The 25,091-nt window shown below is 36.9% G+C and carries 15 protein-coding genes and 1 pseudogene; 10 read left to right on the plus strand and 6 right to left on the minus strand.

The genetic code is table 11. The annotated features are described in order from the left end of the window. Window positions 1-43 precede the first annotated feature (43 nt). Window positions 44-475: an EamA family transporter gene (locus tag Bccel_RS21550; protein ID WP_036944888.1), complete on the minus strand. Its 432-nt coding sequence runs from the start codon at window positions 473-475 to the stop codon at window positions 44-46. 389 nt (window positions 476-864) lie between these two features. Between Bccel_RS21550 and Bccel_RS21555 the strand changes: the two genes are divergently transcribed. From Bccel_RS21555 to Bccel_RS21590, 9 genes are all read left to right on the plus strand, one after another. Then, window positions 865-1,905, plus strand: coding sequence for a S8 family serine peptidase (locus tag Bccel_RS21555; protein WP_050753714.1), 1,041 nt, complete (start codon window positions 865-867; stop codon window positions 1,903-1,905). After that, on the plus strand, window positions 1,902-6,545 hold the full coding sequence (locus Bccel_RS32195) for an S-layer homology domain-containing protein (RefSeq protein WP_276326170.1): 4,644 nt from the start codon (window positions 1,902-1,904) through the stop codon (window positions 6,543-6,545). The genes Bccel_RS21555 and Bccel_RS32195 overlap by 4 nt, the downstream gene beginning before the upstream one ends. 99 nt (window positions 6,546-6,644) lie before the next feature. Next, window positions 6,645-7,547 carry an IS982 family transposase gene (locus Bccel_RS21565; protein ID WP_050753351.1) on the plus strand — a complete coding sequence of 301 codons (903 nt, stop codon included), beginning with the start codon at window positions 6,645-6,647 and terminating at the stop codon, window positions 7,545-7,547. A 71-nt stretch (window positions 7,548-7,618) separates the two neighbouring features. Next, window positions 7,619-7,825, plus strand: coding sequence for an S-layer homology domain-containing protein (locus tag Bccel_RS21570; RefSeq protein WP_036944450.1), 207 nt, complete (start codon window positions 7,619-7,621; stop codon window positions 7,823-7,825). Window positions 7,826-8,158: 333 nt separating this feature from the next. Then, entirely contained in the window at window positions 8,159-9,973 is a 1,815-nt protein-coding gene (locus Bccel_RS21575) for a carbohydrate-binding domain-containing protein (RefSeq protein ID WP_036944448.1), read from the plus strand. A 33-nt stretch (window positions 9,974-10,006) separates the two neighbouring features. Continuing rightward, window positions 10,007-10,789, plus strand: a complete 783-nt coding sequence (locus tag Bccel_RS21580) for a phosphodiester glycosidase family protein (RefSeq protein ID WP_276326231.1) — start codon at window positions 10,007-10,009, stop codon at window positions 10,787-10,789. A gap of 44 nt (window positions 10,790-10,833) precedes the next feature. After that, entirely contained in the window at window positions 10,834-10,956 is a 123-nt protein-coding gene (locus tag Bccel_RS32200) for a phosphodiester glycosidase family protein (protein WP_276326244.1), read from the plus strand. A gap of 15 nt (window positions 10,957-10,971) precedes the next feature. Then, window positions 10,972-12,015, plus strand: a complete 1,044-nt coding sequence (locus Bccel_RS21585; protein WP_036944445.1) for a bifunctional glycosyltransferase family 2/GtrA family protein — start codon at window positions 10,972-10,974, stop codon at window positions 12,013-12,015. A gap of 189 nt (window positions 12,016-12,204) precedes the next feature. Beyond that, window positions 12,205-13,653 carry an amino acid permease gene (locus Bccel_RS21590; RefSeq protein WP_036944444.1) on the plus strand — a complete coding sequence of 483 codons (1,449 nt, stop codon included), beginning with the start codon at window positions 12,205-12,207 and terminating at the stop codon, window positions 13,651-13,653. A 196-nt stretch (window positions 13,654-13,849) separates the two neighbouring features. Here the strand turns inward: Bccel_RS21590 and Bccel_RS21595 are convergent, their stop codons facing one another. Continuing rightward, window positions 13,850-15,700 (minus strand): AMP-dependent synthetase/ligase, encoded by a 1,851-nt coding sequence (locus tag Bccel_RS21595; RefSeq protein WP_036944441.1) that lies wholly within the window; start codon window positions 15,698-15,700, stop codon window positions 13,850-13,852. Window positions 15,701-15,734: 34 nt separating this feature from the next. Next, window positions 15,735-17,099, minus strand: a complete 1,365-nt coding sequence (locus tag Bccel_RS21600) for an MATE family efflux transporter (protein ID WP_036944437.1) — start codon at window positions 17,097-17,099, stop codon at window positions 15,735-15,737. A 196-nt stretch (window positions 17,100-17,295) separates the two neighbouring features. On the opposite strand from Bccel_RS21600, the gene Bccel_RS21605 reads away from it, so the two are divergent. Then, entirely contained in the window at window positions 17,296-19,338 is a 2,043-nt protein-coding gene (locus Bccel_RS21605) for an LTA synthase family protein (RefSeq protein WP_081927110.1), read from the plus strand. A gap of 145 nt (window positions 19,339-19,483) precedes the next feature. Here the strand turns inward: Bccel_RS21605 and Bccel_RS32860 are convergent. The 3 genes and pseudogenes from Bccel_RS32860 to Bccel_RS21620 form a co-directional block, all read right to left on the minus strand. Then, window positions 19,484-20,908 (minus strand): annotated as a pseudogene (locus Bccel_RS32860) (DNA translocase FtsK); the annotation flags it as partial. A 1,206-nt stretch (window positions 20,909-22,114) separates the two neighbouring features. Beyond that, a complete protein-coding gene (locus Bccel_RS21615) occupies window positions 22,115-24,187 on the minus strand; it encodes a beta-glucosidase (RefSeq protein ID WP_036944435.1) in 2,073 nt (690 codons plus the stop codon). A gap of 28 nt (window positions 24,188-24,215) precedes the next feature. Further along, window positions 24,216-24,983 carry an SDR family oxidoreductase gene (locus Bccel_RS21620; RefSeq protein WP_036944434.1) on the minus strand — a complete coding sequence of 256 codons (768 nt, stop codon included), beginning with the start codon at window positions 24,981-24,983 and terminating at the stop codon, window positions 24,216-24,218. Between the last annotated feature and the right edge of the window lie 108 nt (window positions 24,984-25,091).

Below are 25,091 nucleotides of genomic sequence, written 5' to 3' on the forward strand. Positions count from 1 at the left end.
ATATATATTATGAGTGGTTATGTTTATCTGTGTTATTATGTTACTATCTCTTATAACTTAATAGTAAAATACCTCCTATACAAAGTACCATGCCAATTACGTTTATGCTCGACAAACTCTCTTTGAAAAATGAAATGCCGATTGGAACAAGCAAAATAGTAACTGCTACATTAGAAAAAAGTGCACCTAAGCTGATATTCCACCCCGCCCTATATGCCAGCAAAAATCCCAGCTCTAATCCTATAACAGCAAATCCTAAGACAAAACTTGTCCAATTAAGCTTTCTAATGGAGTTCACCAGGCTTATCTCACTTGGATAGAACGGCAAAATAATCAGGCACACAACAATAGCAGTAATATACGTTGCAATAAGCGAAACAAAAGGATTAACATTATTGGGAATAGACTTCTGAAAAATATGGTAAAAAGTATTTGATACTATTGTTAAAGCAATTGCAATAAAATAAAACAGCATACACTTCCTCCTCTCGTGTTATGTAGGTTTATGTATTATAGCATTAACAGAATAATGGTTAACATAACATGGAACATAATTCTATGTTATTATGAAGAATTATTGAAATATACTTACAAATTATTTATAATGGTGTATATAAGTATGTGGGTTTTATTATAACATAACAATCAGGAATTGGTTTTTAATATTGAGAAATGTAAGTATGCGGTACGCTTGAAAACTCAATATGTATTGTAGAAAAAGCTTGACTGTTTATAATGTCAAGCTTTTTTAATCTCTAAGAAAAATCAATCTTGTTGGTTTCCTAAACCTGGACACAATAGCCGCTGTGCGGTTTTGTCAAATACTTATAAATATTTAAATAACTAATTTTATGGGGGGAGTATATGAATAATCAATTTTTGTACAAAGGAAAAAAAGTATTTATAATTTTAATGTGTATAATATTTATTTTTTCCAGCCTGGTCATGCCAGCAAATGCTAATAATTCGCCTGAGAAATCCGGTCCTGGTATTCTGCCTGATTACCATCCAACAAATTCTTCAGACAAAAGTATTATAGTCAAGTATAAGGATGAAAAGAAAATCAGCTTTGTCAAACAAACTATAAGTCAAAAGCTAAATAACTACAAAGTTAATATCAAAAGAAATTTAGGAAATATTGATATTATTGAAACATCAGATGAAGCAGAATATGAGATGGTCCTACATGAGTTAAAAAATAACCCGTATATAGAATATGCTCAGCCGGACTATAAACTAAAAAAATTAGATATAGGCTTGGAAGATTTATCTTCAAAACAATGGAGTATTGCTAACTCCGGACAATCCATAATAGATCAGACAGGTGTTTCAGGTATTGATATTAATGTACAACCAGTATGGAATTATCAAAAAGGAAATGAAAATGTAATCGTAGGAATTCTAGATTCAGGCATTGATATTGACCATCCTGAATTAAAGGATAGTATCTATGTCAATAAAAAGGAAATAGCTGGCAATAACGAGGATGATGACCATAACGGATACATAGACGACATTAATGGTTGGGATTTTATGAATTCGGATAGTTCAGTATATGATAATAGCGAAGAAGACTTTCATGCAACTCATATAGCTGGAATTATTGCTGGAAAACATGATGATAAAGGAATAAATGGTATAGCTCCAGGAGTAAAAATCCTTCCTTTAAAGTTTATGAACGTAAATGGTGGATTTACAAGCGATGCGATAGAAGCAATACGTTATGCAAAAAGTATGGGAGTAAAAGTAATCAACTGTTCTTTTGGTGACACAAACTATAATTATGCTTTGGAAAAAGAAATGAGGGATTCAGGCATATTATTTGTTTGTGGGAGTGGAAACGAAAACGAAAATCTAGACTCTAATTCTTTTTTCCTGCTTCTTTTAATATACCAAATAAAATAACCGTTGCAGCAGTTAATAATAAGGGTGAACTCTCCGGTTTTTCCAATTATGGCCGGATAGTTGATATCGCTGCACCCGGTGAAAATATTATAAGTACAATACCTGAAGGTAAATTTGACTATGCCAGCGGCACGTCTATGGCAACTCCTTTTGTAACGGCTACTGCAGCATTATTATGGAGTATTAATCCTTCATACAGCTTTTCTAAAGTGAAGGAAGTCATTAAAGTTAGTGCTAAAGAGATTGATTCTCTTAAAGAAAAAGTTGAAACAAGCGGTATGGTGAATGCTTTTAAAGCTTCACTGCCAGGTTTACTTCCTTATGATAACGGAGTATTGACCAGAACAACTGATAATATCATTGTTAATAATTTTACATCTGGTTCTTTAAGCGGGTATAGTTTTAACGATATGGTACCTCTTGTGGATGGATGGGTGATTATTGCTGATATTGTAAAAAACAAAGTTTCTATTTTGAACGTGTTTTCAGGAGAAGTCGCAGAAGAATACCATCTAAATTCATCACCTGATAGAATTGATTTTAATCCTGAAACAGGTAAAATTATTGCTACGCAAAGGTCTTCAAATTACATAGCATTAATTGACGCATATACTAATGAAATAAAATATATACCACTTACTGGTAGTTGTCCTGACGTTGTTTTTGCAAAAAATAATTATGCTGCTGCTATAATAGAAACAGGCACAGCTTGGTGGGACAAGAAAATTAGTATATTGGACTTGGAAAGCAGTATTGAAATAACCTCAGTGCCTGGTCAAAGTGAAGATTTCGGGTATTTAGCATATGATAGAAGTACAAATAATATTCTAGCAGGTGAATCTGGAAGCAGCTCATGTTCGCTTCATCAATTTGCATTTGATGAGAATACTAAAACAATTGAAAAAAAGAATACTATTAGGGATATGGCAGTATTCGCAAATGATCTTGCCATGTCACCTGATGGGCATCATGCTGTCTTTTTAGGTGGAGGAGGATACACTACTGCCGACATTGACGCAACGAATATAAACAATAAATTAGGCACATGGAACTTAAGTAGCTGCAGCTCAGCTGCTTTTACCAAGGATAGCAAATATGTATTATTATCAAGTAATTATATTCATATATTTGATGTTCAAACACATACACTTGTTGAAAAGCTATCAAATAAACCCGGTTTATCCAAAGTCAGCATATCAAACGGAAGCAAGATTGCTTTTGGTAAAGACGGAGACGGAAATCTATTTTATTACATAGTGAATTTACCTTCACCAACAACAGAAACCCCATCTGTTTCACCTTTAGCTACGCCAACTCCTACTTTATCACAAACATCAACACCAATCGCAGCTTCAACGGCAACACCTACACCAACGATAGTTCTAAATACAAGCATTCCCGAATTGACTAGAATGACAGATAATATTGATGTGAATAATCTTTCTTCTGGTAGCATAAGCGGATACAATATTTCCGATATGATTCCTGTTGCCGATGGATGGGCAATTTTGTCGGATATTTCTCAAAACAAAGTTTTAATTATTAATGCTTTAACAGGTGATACTAAAAAATCATTTCAATTAAATGAATCTCCTGGAAAAATTGATTTCAATCCTGAAAATGGAAAGATTATAGCCGCTCAGTATTCATCCAATAGCGTTGCATTAATTGATCCCTATACAGAAAATATAAAATATATACCCGTTTCCGGTAGTCCTCTGGATGTAGTTTTTGCAAAAAACAATTATGCAGTTGTTTTATTATCAACAGGTGAAGCATGGTATGATAAAAAGATCAGTGTTTTTGATTGGAATAGCGGTGTGGAAGCAGCTTCATTTTCTGCCCAAAGTGAAGCTTACAATTTTTTAGCATGTGATAGGGCTACAAATAATATTTTGGCAGGAGAATCCGGTACTAGTCCAAGTTCTCTAACCCAATTAGTTTTCAATGAAAACACAAACAAATTGGAAAAGAAGAATGATGTTTGGAACATGGGATCAAATGGTCAGGACCTTGCAATTTCACCTGATGGCCTTCATGCTGCTTTTGCTTGTGGTGGTGGAAATGGTTCAGGATATACTATTTTTGATATAGATGCGACGAATATAAACAATAAATTTGGTGAATGGTATACAGATGCTTATCCTAGATCTGCTTCATTTTCAAAGGATAATAAGTACATCATTACAACTAACGGATATTCTATTAAAATATTTAATGTTAAAACACATATTTTAGTTAAAACAATAGCTGATTCAGGTTACACATCCAGTTTTAGAAAAGTTGGCATATCCAATGGCGGAAAGATAGCTTATGCTATAAGCGAAGGTGGAAAACTATATTATTATCCAATCAATGAATCGTCAATAGCAATACCAACACCTATAGTTTTAAATAATTCAATTAAAGGAAAAGTACATTTACCAAATAATATGACAGCGGATGAGGATATACAAGTTGAAGTATATTTACAAAACGCAAAAGAAAAAGTTTATTCAACCTCTGTAGTCATAAAAAAAGGAACCAACTCTCAAGACTATACTCTATTGTCACCAAATGCATCAGTAAGTGACAAATTTAGGATAGGATACCTTACTTTAGAAGGCGGACAGTCATTTGCACAAGCAGGACTTTATTCATCATCCGGAATTGTCTTTGATGAGGAATATGCAGAGGACCTTACAATTGGAAGCAATTTAGGTAATATTAATATGGAATTACTTGCAAAAAGGAAAATCAGCGGTAAAGTCTCTCTTCCTGATGGCAAAGCTGCACCTAGTGGGGGCGTTGAGGTGAAAATTACAGCAGGATATAAGGAAAAACAGTATTATACTGGTTATGTTACTATTGCTGAAGGACAAAAAAGTTCAGATTTTGAACTCACCGCTTATCTTAATGACAGCGATAATAAATACATTTTGCAATATACTCTTCTAAAAGATATGGATGGCTATTTTAGCGATGGATTCTATAACGGGAAGGGTACGACTGTTAATATAGCAGATGCGACTCCTGTGGATATAAGACATAATGATGCATCAAATATCCAGATACAGATATTAAAAGGCAGGACCATATCAGGAACTATAAAACTTCCTGATTATCAAACTGCACCTGAAGGCGGAATACAGGTAGAGATTATGGCTTCTGACAGTGACCAGGATGCCTACTATTCAAGCATGGTTAAAATTGATCAGGGAAAAAATTCAGTTCAATATTCAATATCAGTTCCTGATGAAAACATATCATATTATGTCAATTATTTTACAATAGTAAGCGGATATGTGAGGTCTGGGTATTATCTAAGTGGAAATACTGTAGTAAATCCTGATGATGCTGGCGTAGTAGGTGTTTATGGCCAGCATGTTTATGGAATAAATCTCACATTAATGAAAGCTCAAACTTTAACCGGAACAATATCATTACCCTATGGAATAGTTGCTCCAAAGGAAGGTATTAGAGTAGCAGTCACTGCCAAATATAGCAGCGAAGATTTATCAATGTATACTTTTACCACAATTAAAGAAGGCGAAAATAGTGCTCAATATGCACTTCAAGTTCCCTTAAACCATGGGAAGTATACAATCATCCTCAATACCCTTGAAAAAGGCTACATGAAAGAGGTATATAGCATTAACTTTTCTTCAACTTCATCATATTATTCCAATGCAACAGAATATGATTCAAATACAAGTAGTGAAAATATAAGCCTGCAGTTGATTAGTGGTACAGATATAACAGGTGAAATCAGATTGTACTCTGGGATTGCTCCTTCAGGGGGTATATCGGTAATTGTATTCTTATATGACTATTCAAGTATTGCTGTTGCCGAGACTATATTAATTCCTGCTGGGAGTACAAAAACCAACTTTACTATAACTGCTCCCAAATACACTAGCTTTTATCTGGGATATATGCTCCCTTCTGTTGAATCCTTTGCTTTTTATAGCAATGGTCAAATGGTACAAGATATTGATTCAGCAAGTCCAATCTATGTGGCAAACGAAACAATAACCGGAAAAAATATGGTAATAAAATCTTCCTTTTCAGTTATCAATGATGGCAACTCTCAAAATCAGGACAATGCTGGTAATGTAATAGCTCCTCCAGTTTTGCGTCCGCCAGTTGCTACCGCTACAGCAACATCCAAAACACCAACAGTAACCCCAACTCCTACAGCGACATATACTGCACAACCCAAACCTACCAATATCGTAGAAAATCCTGTTAAAAAACCGGCTTTGGGAACTTATAAAGATATATCAGGTCATTGGGCTAAAGAATATGCCAATAAATTATTAGAGCTGGGAATAATATCAGGATATGAGGATAATACTATCCGCCCAAATAGAGAAATATCAAGAGCAGAAGCTGTAGTAATTATCTGTAAATCTGTCGGCCTCAAACCAGCTGAAAATGTTAAGCTCAAATTTACAGATAATAAAAGTATACCAAAGTGGGCAAGCGGTTATGTACAAGTCATTGTTGATAATGGCATACTAAAAGGTTACCCTGATAATACTTTTAAACCTAATGCAAAAATAACCAGAGCCGAAGTAATCTCACTGGTAATTAATGCTTTTAAACTTGGAGACCGTGCAAATTCCAATCATATATTTAACGTGAGTTCGATAATATGATTGTAATAAGAATGAAACAGAAATGAAAAATGAAGCTCCTGTCCGAATCTGTATAATCAATGTTGGCAAAACAAATTTAACAGAGGGAGATGGAGCTTCATGGAAGATTTACTTATTAAAATTTTCTGCGATACTGATGATTTTTGCATTAGGCTCAACAACTATTTAAAGCATCATTTGGTTACTGATAATAGACTGAAGGAACCTAACCTCTTTAACATTTCAAGAATGATGACACTAAGTGAAGTAATAACAATAACAATATATTTTCATCATTCGAGTTATAGAAACTTTAAGCATTATTATAAAGAATTTGTTTGTAAAAGATTAAGTGGGTACTTTACGAGCCTTGTAAGTTATACAAGGTTTGTAGAGTTAATGCAGCAAGCACTAATTCCATTAATATTATACACACAAAAGTTTAGACTAGGCAAGACAACAGGAATTTCCTTTATTGACTCTACGACATTAGATGTTTGTGATAACAGGAGGATTCACTCTCACAAAGTTTTTAAAGATATTGCTCAGAGAGGTAAATCTTCTACAGGTTGGTTCTACGGGTTTAAGCTGCACATTGTAGTAAATGAAATAGGAGAAATTTTATCGTTCTTTTTAACACCAGGTGATACAGACGATAGAGACTCAAAGGTGATAGATATACTTACAAAAGATCTATTTGGAAAACTTTTTGGAGATAAGGGCTATTTATCACAGCCTTTGTTTAAAAAGTTGTATGATCGAGGGATAAAGCTAATAACCAAGATAAAAAAGAACATGAAAAATAAGCTAATTGATATAGAAGAAAAGCTTCTACTCAGAAAGCGAGCTCTTATTGAGACAATAAATGATTTTCTGAAAAATACTTGCCAGATTGAACATACTAGGCATAGAAGCTTTACAAACTTTTTAACTAATGTTGTAGCTGGTATTGCTGCGTATAGCTTTTTGCCGAGCAAACCAAGCTTAAAGTTTAGTAAAAGCATTCTTGTTGCCACACTCTAAGGTTGCTTTTCATAATAAAAAGGCTTCAGAATTCAAGAAACTAAAGCCTTACTTAATTATAATCTATGAGTATGGTTAATTATGGCACTTATTTTATCGAACTCACGTTATTTAAGGACGGAAATTCTATTGCACCCTGGGCAAAAAATTATATACAGAAAGCATTTGAGCTGGGTATTATTACTGGTTATAAGGATAATACCATAAAACCTGCCAATAATATCAGCAGAGCAGAGATGTTTGTAATTATTGCGAAAAGCATAGATATTAAAAAATAAAGCAGTTTAAATTTAAATAAGCAATTAACATCTTAAAAGTGGCTTAACCTAAAAAGTTAGGCCGCTTTATTTTTTGCGACAAAGTATACTTACTTTTATTTTTTAACACAACTACATTTTAAATCGATAGTCCACATTTAATATTTTATTCTCTCATAAATTCAAAAACTCTGCGAAAATTCCGCCACAGTTTTGCGGAGATTAATACCCCTATTGTTTGTTAAAATGAATATGTAAATAAAAATTAATAGATTTTTATGTAGTAAGAAAACAAATATGACTAAGTGGAAAGATGCCTATAATTTTAACCAACAATCGAAAGGAGCCCCTATTATGAAATATAAAAACAGATTTTTTTTAGTACCGCTGCTTATTATAAGCATTGTAATGTTTGCAGCATGTTCTTCCAATGAAAGTACTGAAACAAAAGTTGCTGCAAGTAATTCAGATAATACTATAAAAGCTGTCAGCTCGACTGCAAGCAGCAGTACATCTCCAATAAAAGCAGTTTCGGTAAAGTATGAAAGCGAAGATTATTATGTGGATTGGAGAAGCCAAAGCTATCAAACCACCAACCTTAATAGTGGCTCTGCAAATATCACAAAAAGCGGAATTTATGAAGTTACAGGCACACTAAACGATGGAAGCCTCATAGTAAACGTAGACAAATCAATTGATAAAGGTATTGTGTATATTATACTTAATAATGCTAAAATATCTTCTTCAAAAAGTGCCCCAATAAATATCAAAGATGCGAAAAAAGTTGTACTACTACTGGAAAACGGTACACAAAACACTATTTATCAAGGAAGCGGTTCTGTTGCAGATCAAAATGGAGAGCCTTCTGCTGCAGTTTTCTCAAAGTCAGATCTGACCATAAGCGGAAGTGGTGTACTTAATGTTACAAGTGACTTTAACGATGGTATTACAAGCAAAGATAAGATAAAGATAACTGATGGAACACTGATTATCAAATCAAAAGGTGATGGTATTGTAGGTAAAGACCTGCTGGCAGTTCAAAAAGGTAACATCACCATAGATGCAGGTAAAGATGGTTTGCGTTCCACTAATGATACTGAAGCTGAAAAGGGCAATATCGCAATTGAAAACGGTACTTTTAAAATTACCTCTGCAAAGGATGCCATCGATGCATTTGCCGCTTTGCAAATTAATGACGGCATATTTAATTTAACTTCCGGCGGCGGTTATCCCGGTAAAAGTATAAAGAGCGGTGACAAATTTGGCTTTGGCGGCCCTGGAGGACATTTTGATCAAGCCTCCACACAAGATACAGCCTCAACAAACAAAGAAAGTATGAAAGGACTAAAAGCAGGCAGTATTGCAATAAAGAATGGTGCATTTACAGTTTCCTCATATGAAGATGCTATTAACAGCAATGGCAGTATTGAGATTGGCGGAGGTACCCTCACGCTTGAGTCAGGGGATGATGGTATTCACTCCAGTACCAATGTAACAATTGCTGGTAAGATCATCGAAATTAAAAACAGCTATGAAGCTATAGAAGGTCAAAACATAACCATCAATAGTGGAGAAATCAGACTAACGTCAAGCGACGATGGTTTTAATGTCAACAACGAATCTGGATTTTTGACTATCAACGGCGGTAATGTCCATATGAATGCAGGCGGCGATGGAACAGATTCAAATGGCTCAATCAACATGATAGGCGGAAGTGTTTATGTAGAAGGTCCCACAAATGATGGTAATGCAGCAATTGATTATAACGGCAACTTTTCCATAAGCACAGGCACAATCGTTGCATCAGGAAGCTCAGGAATGGCTCAAGTTCCTGATACCAGCTCAACACAAGCTTCAATTCTTATGTACTACAGTTCCATACAAGAAGCAGGAACAGCGATCACTTTGAAAGACAGTAATGGTAAAGTTATAGTAAGTACTACTCCTGCAAAGCAGTACGCTTCAGTCGCAATTTCTGCTCCCGGCCTTAAAACCGGTTCAACTTATACATTGTACAGCGGCAGCTCGAAAATCGTGACTTTTACGCCAAAAAATGCAGTAACCTATTTAAATGAATCCGGTGAAACCACTAATCAAAGCAGGGGTCCTGGCGGTTTTGGCGGCCGTGGTGGGAGAAAACCTGGAAGTCGAATGCAGCCGCCGCAGTAATGTGTTAAATTCAAAGCCAATGAGGTGAATGCAATGAAACTAAAGATCTCTAAAAAAAGAAAATGGATTACCTGTTCATTAGCAGTATTTTTCATCATCGCAGGAGTTACAGCTTACAAAGCAGCTGACCGCTATTTGATTGAGCATGTTGAGGTGGATTTGAGTACTTCCAATCTTACAGATATAGCAGTCAACAGCACAAGAAGCATTAACACAAGTTCGGAAACCTATACTACAACGGATATGAGCTACAAGAGTGATAATAAGGCAATAACCATTCAAAAGGTAGTTACGGGTTCCGGTTCAGATCAATTAGTGTATTTTATATCGGATATTCAGTTGGCAGATGCCACTTTGCTTAAATCAGCTTTCGCAAAAGATAAATTTGGCACAAACATCATTCAGGTTCCAACAGTGATCGCCTCAAATAACAATGCAGCTTTTGCCATTAACGGTGATTATTACGGGTTTCGAAATGATGGAATTATCATCCGAAATGGTGTGCTTTACCGAAATTCTCCAGCAAGGCAAGGTCTTGCACTCTATAAAGACGGCAGCATGAAGGTCTATGATGAAACCAGTACATCAGGCGAGCAGCTTCTTGCAGATAGCGTTTGGAACACTCTGTCTTTTGGGCCAGCACTTCTTGAGAATGGAAATATAATTTCCGGCATTAACAGTGTTGAAGTAGACACAAACTTTGGTAATCATTCCATACAAGGTGAACAGCCGAGAACCGGAATAGGGATTATTGATAAGAACCATTTTATCTTTATAGTAGCTGACGGAAGAAGTCGGGCTATTCAAAAGGTGTAACAATTACAGAATTCGCACAAATCTTTAAGAGTCTTGGGTGCACAATTGCTTATAACATCGATGGAGGAGGATCATCTGAAATGGTATTTATGGACAAGGTAGTCAACAATCCTCTTGGGAAGGGCCGTGAACGTGGTACAAGCGATATTTTGTATATATCAAAATAGAAAAGAGGGATTACAATGACTATTTTGATACCAGCATATGAACCTACTGAAAAACTGCTTAGTCTAGTTGTAAAACTCAAAGAGAAAACAGATTATAAGATTTTAATTATTGATGACGGAAGCGGAAAACACTTTCAACACATTTTTAAAAAAACAGAGTACTATGGATGCACAGTATTGCATCATATAAAAAACAGAGGTAAAGGAGAATCCTTGAGGACCGGCTTTGCCTACCAATTGTTAGATTCCGCTTCTGAGCCATTGGTTTGTGCTGATTCCGACGGTCAGCACTCAATAGACGATATCATCAAAATAGCCAATACAATTGATACTGAAAAAAATGAAATGGTATTGGGGATCAGACAATTTGATGGTAAGGTACCATTCAAAAGCAGATTAGGTAACAATGTATCTGCTTTTTTCTTCAAACTTGTAACTGGAATCGCCATAACCGATACGCAGACTGGCCTTCGAGGATATCCTTCCCGCCTTCTTTCATGGCTGGGCTCAGTAAAAGGCAGCCGATTTGAATATGAGCTCAATTTGCTTTTGAACGCAAAGGAAGATGGTATTACTATAAAACAGGTTCCAATATCAACAATTTATGATGATAACAATGGAACACACTTTAGGCCCATTAAGGATTCCATCCTTGTATTGATGCCACTTATAAGGTTTTGCAGTTCATCTTTAACCTCTGCTTTTCTTGATTTTATTTTACTGTTTGTATTTCAAGGGCTCACAGGCAACTTGTTTTGGAGCGTTGTAACAGCAAGGGTCATCAGTTCAGTTTTCAATTATTTAGTAAACAGATTTTTTGTTTTTCGAGCAAAGAATGTTTCAAATATGCAATCGGCATCTAAGTATTTCGGATTAGTGGCAGTTATAATGTTCCTGAACTATAGCCTTATAGCATTATTGATAAATGTATTATACGTATCGGATGTATTAGCAAAGCTTTTGACTGAAATAACACTCTTTATATTGAGTTATTCTGTGCAAAAATTATTTATCTTCAAGAAAAACAATATGTCAAAGCCAGCATACACTCCAGACTAATGTAAATTCATATAACGGTAAATTTGTATAATCTGATTCCAAAAGAAGTGTTTTGTTGCTCAAGCAACACTTCTTTTGGATTTTTTTCATATTTTCAGCAAGGCATTTTAATCATACACTAGTATAATACTTAAACAACTGAAAAACATAATAATGAACGATTTATATACAAAGAAAGAGGTAAAAACAATGGCAAAAAAACATGCTGGATTGTCATCTGTGCAGCTTACAATGATGGCGCTTGGAACTGTTATAGGAGGTTCATTTTTTCTTGGTTCAGCGGTATCCATACATTCAGCAGGACCTTCTATTCTAATATCATATATTCTGGGTGGCATATTGGTATACTTTATACTTACTGCTCTATCTGAGATGACAGTGGCAAATCCTGATGCAGGCTCCTTTCGAACCTATGCGACACAGACATTTGGAAATGGTGCAGGATTTGTAGTCGGATGGGTGTACTGGACCGGAATGGTCCTGGCTATGTCCAGTGAAGCTATTGCTGTTTCATTAATGGTTCGTGGATGGATACCCAATATATCCATAGCTCTTCTTGGAAGCTTGGTTATAATTGGTGTTACACTGCTAAATCTTTTGGGAGCTGATAAATTAAGTAAGCTTGAAAGCGGCCTCGCCTCAGTAAAGGTATTAGCATTAGTTTCTTTTATAATCTTGGCAATATTATTAATAACAGGAGTATTTCCGAAAACCCAAGTAATCGGTGCAGGAGAATTAGCTCGGGAATCTTTATTTCCGGCAGGCATAAAAGGCGTTGCAGGAAGCATGGTAATAGTCATACTATCTTATGCAGGTTTTGAAATAATTGGATTGGCTGCTTCAGAAGCATCAAACCCTATAAAAACAGTTCCCAAAGCAATAAAATATACAGTTATATCTCTGGTCGGATTATATATTTTTTCGATTTTTGCAATCCTTCCATTGGTTTCTACAGCAGAACTCAGTGAAAACGCAAGTCCTATGGTAACAGCACTTAATAAACATGGAATAGGATGGGCCGGTACAGTTATAAATATTGTACTGATTACAGCTATACTTTCTACCATGCTGGCAGCCATGTTCGGGCTGGGAAGAATGATACGCTCCCTTGCAGATGAAAACCATGCACCTAATTGGCTGAAAGACAACAGCAATGTTCCGTTTCACGGAATATTGTTTTCAGGTTTTGCCATGCTTGCAGGACTAGGTCTGGGCCTTATGCTGCCCAGAGTTTATTTATTCCTGGTAAGCTCCGGAGGCTTCGCTTTATTGTTTACCTATGGAGCTATAATGGCGACCCATATAAGGTTCCGTAAAATGAATGGGTGCCCGCCGGAAGGAAAATGCCAAATGCCTGGTTATCCATTTACCTCCTGGATTGGTTTGATAAGTATAATTATTGCAATTTTAAGCATGCCGTTTATACCTGGTCAAACATCAGGCTTAATTGCAGGGATAATTATAGTAGCTTTGTACTTATCAATCTACATGGCAATGAGATATTTTAGTTTACGTAAGAACAATAGTTCAGGCAATATCCTAAATCATGTAAGATACAAGCCCAGATTATCTGAAGAATTTTCCAAGGAGCTCAATGAGGAAATACCTGATAAACCTGAGGATAAAACCAAAGATTGAATTTGTTTACTGCTTGCTATGATAAAGCCGAATACTTTGTTGTATCCGGCTTTTTTTACGAAAAAACATCTGCTTCTGAGGTAGTATTAACTTGCGAGCCTTTTGCTATAGATACCGAACTGTAAAGTTATATGTATGGTTGGCATCTAAACATACTATTCTAAACTACTCCAAACTATTCAGGAGCCTTAAAATTTTAGGTATCCGAGTCTACCACAGGCAAGCTTTTATCAATAGCAAAACGAAGTATTTTTTTAGATGTATTCTTTTTAAATTCCTCCTGGCGAATTTTAACCATTTTAACAGCTTTATATGAAACCATTCTGCCGTTTACCTTCTTTATCTCCTCATTGAAATAACCGTTAACATCTTCTATTCCTCTTGTTTTCAATGCTTCAAAGTCAGGAAAAATCTCAGCAACAATAACCTCTTTCTGTGTCTTGCTTTCTCCTGCGTAAACAATAACCTCTGACACACCAAAGACTCTGGAGATTTCATTTTCAATTTCTTCAGGATATACATTTTTTCCGTTGCTTAAAATAATGAGATTTTTCATTCTTCCAGTAATGTAAATCCATCCCTCTTCATCCAGCTTTCCATAATCTCCTGTTTTAAAATATCCCTCTTCATCAAAGGCCTCAGCGGTTGCTTTAGGATCTTTGTAATAACCCAGCATAACATTAGGGCCTTTGACACATATTTCGCCTTCACCGTTTTCATCAGGGTCCTTGATTTTTACCAATTCACCGATGATGGGAATACCAACGCTTCCCCTTTTCTGATATTTGTTCCTGTTGCACGAAATCAGCGGAGCACATTCAGTGATACCATATCCGTTTAGGATAGTAATACCGATAGCATCAAAAGTATCGATAATATCCTGGTTCAGGCTGGCACCGCCGCATATAATCATTTCAAGCTTGCCTCCAAAGGAATCCAATATACTCTTAAAAAACTTACGACGCAGATCAATGCCAAACTTTCTTAAAAAGTTGCTTAGCTTCATCATTCTGCGTAAGGTTCTTGCCTTACCACTTTTTTCAGCACCCGCCCAAACTTTCTTAAACATATTTTCTACGAATAAAGGTACCAGTACCAAGTGTATTGGCTGCTGCTCCGTCATTTCGTTTGCAATGTACTTTAGACCACTGGAAATATAAATCTCAGAACCTTGTGAAAAATGCCCTACAAAATTTACAGTTGAACCAAAAGTATGATGCGGAGGAAGCACATTCATGGTTTTGGGGGAAATGGCAAAGTTATACATTCCCTGTGTCATATCTGTAACTATATTCTTCTGAGATAGCATAACTCCTTTTCCCTTGCCTGTGGTACCTGAAGTAAATACAATGGTAGCAAGCCGCTCACTGTCGATTTTGTAATCATAGTATGAGTTATCACCGCTTTTAAAACGTTCTCCTCCTTTTAGCACAACATCAGATAGGTTATAGACATCCACATTTTTTGACTCGCCCATGCAGATACAGGTTTTAAGGCATGGAATTTTCTCACGCAGCTCTTTAATTTTAGCTTCAATAGTCGTGCTGTAAAATAGAAATTCACATTCTGCTGTGTTCATGGTTCCTGCAATTTCATCAACAGGTAAGTTTATATCGATAGGTACAACTACTGCTCCAATAGCCATAAGGCTGAAGTAGGAACAAATCCAATCATATGAACTCTCTCCGATCAACGCAACATGCTTATCCCTGCATCCCATGAAAATCAGCTCTGTTCCCATATTTCGGATGTTATCTCTTGTTTCCAGGTAGGTTACCTTCGCAGTATCTTTATCCCGTGGATTTTTTTTATATGAAATAGCAATTCTGTCCGGATATTTCTTAGCAACATTTTCCGTCATTATCCTGAAATCTTCAAAGATAGTAGTTTCATATAACGGATAATTTCTATTTGCCATGATCTTCCTGACTCCTCCTTCAATAACCAACTTCTCCTGTAATATTATCATAGTTTTAATATTTCTGCTATAACCTGCTCTTCTGGAATAAGATCCACCTACTGAAGAATTTAATGATGCTGCATTCATATACATTACTTATGAATTTTATTATTTGAACAGCTTATGATAAATTTTCAGATATAACTAATGATTTATTTTCCCATTTACCTTGCTTATACCGTATAACACTTGCAACCGCTGTAATAACCCATGTCAGTCCGGTGGTGACCCATATACTCCAAACTCCAACAGCAGGAATCATAGCCAAGACACTTGAAAATCCGACTCTTCCTACAACTTCCACCATGCCGTTAATCATTGCATAAAATGCATCTCCTGTGCCATTCAACAGTCCTCTTGTAATATAAATCATTCCAAGGGTAAAGTACATGCAGCTGGTAATCTTAAGTGCCTTAGCTCCAAGTCCAATTACGGGTTCATCATTTACAAATATCTTCATAATGGCATGTCCTCCAAGCTGAGCTGCCAAAAGTGCCATAAGGCTAAATACAGCTACTATTAAAATACTTTTATGGTAACCCTTTCTCACCCGTTCCAGCTTATTAGCTCCCATATTCTGTCCTGCAAAAGTAGCCATGGCTGCACCTAATGAATTAAAGGGCTGCTGTATCAACTGTTCTATTCTGCTGGTCGCCGTATAGGCTGCAACTGCTACCTCTCCAAAGCCGTTTGCAACACGCTGCAGTGCTACTAACGATACGGCAATCATAGAGTTTTGTATTGCTACAGGTATGCCTATCTTTATACAATTAACAATAATTGGCCAGTTCACTTTCATATGTTCTTTCTTCAATCTGAAATATGGGTTATTCATAATAGCAAAAATGATACATCCCAATGCAGCCATCCCCTGGGAAATTACAGTGGCAAATGCCGTCCCTGCTACACCAAATCCAAACTTCAGGACAAACAATAGGTCTAATACAACATTAACTGCACAGGATAAAACTAAAAAAATCAGAGGCGTCTTTGAATCTCCTAAAGCCCTGAGTATGGATGCTACAGCATTATAAGCTGCAACTGCTATCATACCGCCGGATACTATTCTTAAAAATGTAGTGGCATCATCCAAAATTTCAGGCGGCGTGTGCATAATAAGTAAAATCGGACGTGCAAATAAAGAAGTCAATATACTCATAATTACTCCGGATATTGCTATAACATAAACTGAATTTCCAATAGCCCTTTTTACATCTTCTTCCTTCTTTGCACCAAAATACTGTGAAATAATTATTCCTATCCCAATTGACAATCCCAAGCATACGGAAAAAGTAAGAAAATTCAAGGAAGCTGTAGCACCCACTGCTGCTAATGCATTAGAACCTATATACTTTCCCACAACGATGGAGTCAATCAGATTATAAAATTGTTGAAATATATTTCCAATAAGCATCGGAAGTGAAAAACGTATGAGAAGTTTAACTTCATTTCCAGAAGTCATGTCTTGTACGTAATTTATTGACATATTTTACCCCTTACTTTATTGCAATTGATACTGCCCGATAACAATTATATCATATAATCTTATAAATAAAAGTTGCGGGTGAAATTAACCATGTCTGATTTTAGCATATTAATAAATATTTATGTCGATTTTTGTTTGAATACACGGTATAATAATTTTATTAGCCTTCACTCATACATATTGGAAGTAATTATTAATGAATTCGTTAATCATAAACAAGATTAAGGCAGCTCTTGCACTCTTCGCTAAATATTGGATTTTATTATTTTATATAATAACAATAAATTATCTCGAGCTTATTTTCAGCCTTTGGACATTTAGAGGCCTAAGCCCGGACTTTGCCTTCACGGTACTATTTTCTCTATCAGCCGGTACTGTGCTATTTATACTGTCAAGCTTATTCCCGACCAAGCCAAATAAAATAATAGCTCTGATACTTCTAACTCTTCTCATCCTTGTCTATAGTATTCAACTTATTTATTACGATGTATTTAAAACTCCTCTGTCACTTTTTTCGCTTACAGGGGCAGGAGATGTGCTTCAATTCAATGAAATTATTACAACTGCAATTTCAAAAAACATTATTGCTATAATACTGCTATTAATCCCCATGCTGGTTTTGTTCTTTACTCTTAGGAAGGCTTCTGTTGCAAGATTAAAGTTAAGTGCTTTTTGCTTTATATTGTTATTTCTAATCCTCAGTCGCGTCACTTCTGTAATTTGTATAAACTTAACCAAAGAAGATCCCTTTTCTCAATACACACTGTATTATGACTCTTACGTACCGGAGTTGTCCATAAAAAAATTAGGCCTCATGACAACAATGGAACTAGATATAAAAAGGCTTATTCCAAGTTTTGATAACAATGAGCCAAAAAATGTATTGGAATACAGCTTTATTGGAAAATCTGTTGCAAATGCTGTATATGAGATTGAAGCAACACCTGCACCTAGTATTGAAGTAAAATACACCGATATTACTCCAACCCCCGAACCACACTATGAAGCTAATATTTTGGATATTGATTTCAAATCCATAATTTCAAATGAGAAGAATAAAACTTTACTTGATATGCATAAATATTTTTCTTCAGTTGTACCTACAAAAAAGAACGAATATACTGGAATTTTCAAAGGATATAATTTAATTCTTATAACTGCAGAAGGCTTTTCTCCCTACGCCATTAGCCCAGAACTAACTCCAACCTTATATAAAATGTCAACAGAGGGGTTTGTTTTTAACAACTTCTACAATCCAATATGGAAAGTAAGCACTTCTGACGGTGAATTCGTTGCTTGTACAGGACTCATACCCAAATCAGGTATCTGGAGCTTCAGCCGTACCGGAAAAAACTACATGCCCTTTGTTATGGGCAACCAGTTTAAGAATCTGGGTTATACTTTGAAGGCTTACCATAACCATTCATATAAGTATTATGACAGGCATATTTCACATCCAAACATGGGTTATGATTACAAAGGAGTAGGCAATGGACTGAATATAAAAAAGACCTGGCCCGAATCCGATCTTGAAATGATAGATGTTACAGCCGCTGAATATATTGGCGATAAGCCATTTCACACTTACTACATGACTGTCAGCGGTCACTTGAATTACAGCTTCGGCGGTAACTACATAGCACGAAAAAACAAATCATATGTCAAGGATCTCCCCTATTCCGATACATCCAAAGCATACATCGCATGCAATCTAGAGCTTGAATTTGCCATGAAGTCACTTGTGAAAAAGCTTGAAGCTGCCGGTGTTGCCGACAAGACTGTAATTGCAATTAGTCCCGACCACTATCCCTATGGCCTTCCAAAAGAAAATATCGATGAACTTGCAGGCCATAAAGTCGAAGATAATTTTGAATTGTATAAAAGCACATTTATTCTCTGGAAAAAGGGAATGGATACCGTTATTATAGATAAACCATGCTCCAGCCTTGATATCATGCCCACTCTATCAAATTTATTCGGACTTGATTATGACTCACGCCTTCTTATGGGTACCGATATTTTGTCTGAATCTGATCCTCTGGTTATTTTTTCAAACAGAAGCTGGATCACCGACAAAGCCAGATATAATACAGCCTCAAATTCCATCGAATATACTAACGGTTCTAAAACTGACAGCAATTATATTAAAGAAGTAAACAGAATTGTCTCTGATAAATTTAAGTACTCTGCAAAAATTATTGAAACGGACTATTACAGAAAAATTATAGATTCTAAATAAAAACTGTGAGGAGTAATGTGTAAAAACAGAACTTCTCACAGTAGTATATTTTGTATTCATGGATCCTTCTACTTCTGCTTCTAATATTTTTTAAACCCTCTTAAAAAACTACTGGGGATATATCAAAAGTTCCACACTATAACCCTTATGCGTTCAACTCAATCCACTCCTGCCTGGTTATCAGGATTTGCCTTGGTTTGCCGCTGCCATCCGACGCACTAACTACTCCCCATGCCTCCATTTGATCCAAAATCCTCGCAGCTCTTGAATATCCGACTTTGAATTTTCGTTGTATCAATGATGCCGAAGCCTGTCCCAATTCCAAAACCATCAAGATAGCTTGCGGAAGCAATTCGTCATCTCCGCTTGAATCCGGTTTTAGCGTTTCAGTGGCTTGGTTCTCTATTTTTTGTAATATCTCCTCATCGTACTCTGCACTCTGCAGCGACTTGATATGTGTTACAAATTTTTCTACTTCCTTATCGGAAATAAAGCTTCCCTGTACTCTCAGAGGTTTAGGCTGACCTAGCGGATAAAACAGCATATCTCCCCTGCCAAGGAGTTTTTCTGCTCCAGCCATATCCAATATGGTTCTGGAGTCAATTTGCGAGGAAACGGCAAACGAAATTCTGGAAGGAATATTGGCTTTTATCACACCGGTAATTACGTTAACTGAAGGCCTCTGTGTTGCAATTACCAAATGCATACCTGCAGCCCTTGCCATTTGTGCCAATCGGCAAATGGAATCCTCCACCTCATTGGGTGCCACCATCATCAAATCTGCAAGTTCATCAATGATGATAACGATTTGAGGCAAAGTTTCCCCTTCTCCCCTCTCCTTTATCATACTATTATAGCCCTTTAAGTCTCTAACATTATTATCTGCAAAAAGCCGATAACGATTTGTCATTTCTGTTACTGCCCAGGTAAGTGCCCCTGATGCTTTTTTAGGATCAGTAACCACAGGAATAAGGAGATGAGGAATGCCGTTATAGATACCAAGTTCAACTACTTTTGGATCTACCATAAGAAGACGTACTTCTGCTGGGGATGCCTTATATAAAATACTGATAATCAGCGTATTAATACAAACGCTCTTCCCAGACCCGGTAGCACCTGCAATTAAGAGGTGCGGCATTTTTGCAATATCCCCAACCACAACATTTCCTGCGATATCCTTTCCCACTGCAAATGCAAGCTTGGAAGCATACTTCCGAAACGCTTCCGTCTCAATAACATCCCGAAGAAATACAGCCACATTTTTCTTATTAGGTATTTCAATTCCAATAGCTGCTTTACCTGGAATAGGTGCTTCTATTCTCACGCCTGTTGCCGCAAGATTTAGTGCAATATCATCGGCTAGATTTACTATTTTACTGACTTTAACCCCTGCATTGGGCTGCAGCTCATAGCGAGTGACTGTAGGTCCCTTGCTCACATTTAAAACTTTGGCACCAACCCCAAAACTTGCTAATGTATCAATTAGTTTATGTGAGTTATATTCAATATAAGCCTCGGTTTCTTCGTCATAATCCAATACTTCATTTTTTCTAAGGAGTTCAACCGGAGGTTCATATTGGTCCATATCCAGTCTCATTTTTCCAGACCGAACTGTGAAGCATGGCGAGCTCTGTTGAGAGTCTACACGACCAGTAGGGACACACGGCTGGCAGTGCTGAGGATCAACACGAACAACCGGGATGCATGGCGTGGAACGAAGTTCTACACTATGACCAGCCGGTTTGGAATCAGTTATTACTTTATTACCTACTTTAGTAAGTGTAATAGACCTTTTCTCTTCAAATCCCTCATTATCTTCCATGTTGCCATCTATGTTGTATTCTATAATGTCATCCATATCGGCTTCTATGTTGTCTTCTATGGTGTCATCCATATCGGCTTCTATGTTGTCTTCTATGATGTCTTCCATTTTCTCTTCTTTACATTCTGTAATTTCAACTTTGAACTCTTCAGTATCCTGCACCTCAGCTTGTATAAGTTCACTTGCTTTATCAGTCTCAGCCTCTTGTTCTTCTACCTTTGGGCGAATAGGTTCAAAAGGTGATCGATAAGGTACAAATTTTTTAATTTCTTCTCTAGATGCATATTTTTTTGAGTCTTTTACACAAGCACGCTCAGAATTAAGCAGGTTTGACGTTTCAGCATTTCTATTCGTTGTACTTGGAGAATAGCCGGAATAAGCTATAGCTTCCTGCTCCTGACTGTGATCTGAAATCTCCCAGTTAAAATTTTTACTCACTCTTCTTAATCCTTTGTTTTCATCTAATTCAACTATCTCCCTAGTGTTACTCTTTGCTTTTTTATATATTTCTTTCGAACATTTACTTTTTACCTTATTCTTTTTCTTGGCTTGCTTTGCTAGCAAATAATATACAAAAGCACAATATGCTGTCATTTCCAAAATAATAAAAATAATAAATTTTGTCCAAGAACCCCAAGTAAGATACAGCAAAAGCAATATCATAATACCTTGAAAAATAAAGAAGTTTCGATTGACCCTGACACTATTCTTTCTTACTTTTGAACTTTTCTTCATTCCTATAAACATACCCTTCATCATTAGAATTATCATTCAATTTAATATAGCACATTTTCGACATTTTTTGAATTAAACTTAACCTATTAAAATATAGAATTTTTATATTCACAAAAGAATAGAGGAGTCCAATTGATGAAAGCCAAAGAATCCAAGGACTTCTTTCACTTGGTTTCTTTGGCTTCAATATTTGGGCTGTGAGATTTATGAAACCAACCCTTAAAGTGTTATACTCCCCATGATGAGGTCTTCATCTGACGAGCTTGTTCCTACATACATCTGATATGTCATATGCTCAAGTTTCATGTGTCCGGTCATCTCATCAAAGTAATACAGCTTGCTTTTGGGGCAGGACAAAGTTATTTCCTTTTCCTCACCGGGAATAAGTTCCACACGGGTAAAACCACGAAGCAGCTTTACAGGCCGGTCTATGGATGAATTTTTGAATCCCACATACATCTGTATCACTTCTGTACCTTTCCGAGTACCTGTATTTTTAACTTTGCATTTGGCTGTCAGTTTTTCATCATCTGCTGAAAAAGCTGCTTCTGAAATATCGAAGGTAGTATATGAAAGTCCAAATCCGTATGGCAGGAGAGGCCTAACGCCTTCCTTTTCAAGCTTTGCGTAGCCATGATAGTAATCATAATGCTGTTTGGTGGCATTCCAGTCTACCTGCGGTAGATCACTTTCTTTATAAGGCAGCACGAATGGCAGCTTTCCGCTTGGATTCACATCTCCGAACAGTATTTCACCAAGTGCCCTTCCGCCTTCCATGCCGGGATAATACGCCATTAGTATGGCATTAACACTGTCCTTCCACTCTGTTATCATGATCATGTTTCCACCGATTAGAACTGCTGCAGAATTCCGGTTTACAGGTCCGACTGTTTTTATCAGATCAATTTCATTCTGATGTAATCCCAGCGAAAATCGGCGATCACCGCCCATAGAACCAGTATAACCTTCTGCCTCATCTGCTGATACGAATTCACCCTCATCAAGATGATTGTATCCTACAACAAAGACCACAGCATCCACTTCAGCAGCAAGTTTCCTTGCATGTTCCAAATCCTCTCCACGGTCATAGATCACTTCACACTGAGGTGCAGCCATCTGTATTCCCTTAATGGGCGAAACAACATATGGCGGTCGTACCCAACTAGAGCCATGGTCACCAATGGGTTCAAGCTCGCCGAGTTTACCCAACACAAGCAGCTTCTTTATCCTAGTTCTATCAAGCGGCAGCACATCAGATTTATTCTGAAGCAGCGTAATTCCCTTTTCGGCACTTTCCAGTGCAAGAGCAATATGCTCTTTGCATGCCAGTACAGATTCATCCAATGCCTGGTTCCTGTGCTGACTGGCAAATGCAAGCAAAGTGCGGATGATGCGAAGTGCAGCATCATTGATCTTTTCCTCCTGAACCAGCCCGTCCTTCACTGCCTTAACCAGTTTATCTCCAAAGTACTGGGTATGTGCCATTTCAATATTTTGACCGCCATTAGCTGCCTCAATGGTATCCTTCACACCCCAGTAGAAATCGCTCATTACAAATCCGTCAAAGTCCCATTCTTCTTTCAGTACTTTGTTTAGTAAATAGTCATGATGCCCGCAGTGTATACCTTTATAAAGATTATATGCACTCATCACACTTGCCGCACCTGCTTCGATGCAGTCCTTGAAATGAGAAAGATATACTTCCCGCTCAGTCCGCTTGTTGCACTCCACGCTGACCTTAAAGCGGGCATTTTCCATTTGATTGAAAGCATAATGCTTGACGCAGGCAATCACACCCTCTTCCTGCACTCCACGTACCATGGCAGAACCCATCTGACCCAAATGAAACGATTCCTCCCCATAGGTTTCCTGACTTCGTCCCCAGCCGGGGTTGTATGGTAGATTGATGCACACGCCGCCAAATAGGTTGCCTCCGAATGCACGAATCTCTTTGCCTATGGCATGCCCGATCTTCTCTTCCAGTTCAGTGTCAAAGCTAGCACCCCTCAACATTGAAACAGGGAAGCAGGTAGTCTTTCCGTTGCCGCAAACAACACCTCGAGGTCCATCGCAGAATAGCATGGGTGGAATCCCTGCGGCCTCATTTCCCCCAGCTGGATATGGAAAATAATTGTAATGCTTGTTATCCGGATCCTCCTCCATATTTTTCATTTCCTGCATAAGACTCATCTGTCCGCTCATCAGATAAACTTTTTCTTCCAAAGTCAGGTGCTCCATAATTTCTTTTGCCTTATCGGAAAAACCCAGACGATATGCCTTGTCATATTTCATACACAACTACTCCTTCGTCATGAACTTTTTATATAGTTGTCCAGCCGCCATCAATTGTTAACAACTGCCCTGTAGTATAACTTGAAGCATCTGAAGCAAAGTATACTATAGCTCCATCTAATTCGCCATCTCTTCCGGGTCTTTCCATTGGACAATTAGACTTTATAACTTTCATAAAATCTTCATTTGCAAGTACATCTTCAGTCATTTCACTTGGAAAATATCCAGGTCCGATTGAGTTGACTGTGATATTATATTTTGCCCATTCATTAGCCAGTGATTTTGTCAACATTTCCAGCCCGCCTTTAGTTGTACAATATGCAGTTAAAGGTAGGCCGGTCATTGCAACGGTACTGTGTATCGAACCAATATTTATTATTCTTCCATATTTTTTTTCAATCATAATTTTTCCAACTTCACGTGAAAAATAGTATGCCCCATTCAAATTAACGCTCATCATTGTTTCCCATAGTTCATCGGATTGCTCTTCTGCCGGTCCGAACAACCCTATACCTGCATTATTTACCAAGATATCAATGGTCCCAAAATACTCCTTAATTTTACTTACCGCACTTTTTATATCTTCAGTTTTTGATACATCGCACCTTAGTGATAAACACTTTACGCCTAGTTTTTCAATATCTGCTTTTACAGCTTCTAACTTTTCAACTCGCCTTGCAACTATTGCTATATTTGCTCCATGCTTAGCAAGAGCTTTTGCAAATTGAACACCTAACCCGGAAGATGCACCTGTTATAACAGCTACTTTGCCTCGTAGATCAAATAAATCCGACATAGTTTTTCCTCCTTGCATAATGTGAGTAAAGTTTATTTTAATACTATTCCAGTTTTTAGTTACCCTTTTTAGTCCTCTAAAAACATAGATATATTCTGTAATCTTATT

The sequence above is a fragment of the Pseudobacteroides cellulosolvens ATCC 35603 = DSM 2933 genome (assembly GCF_001262605.1).
In the GTDB taxonomy this organism is placed as follows: Bacteria; Bacillota; Clostridia; order Acetivibrionales; family DSM-2933; genus Pseudobacteroides; species Pseudobacteroides cellulosolvens.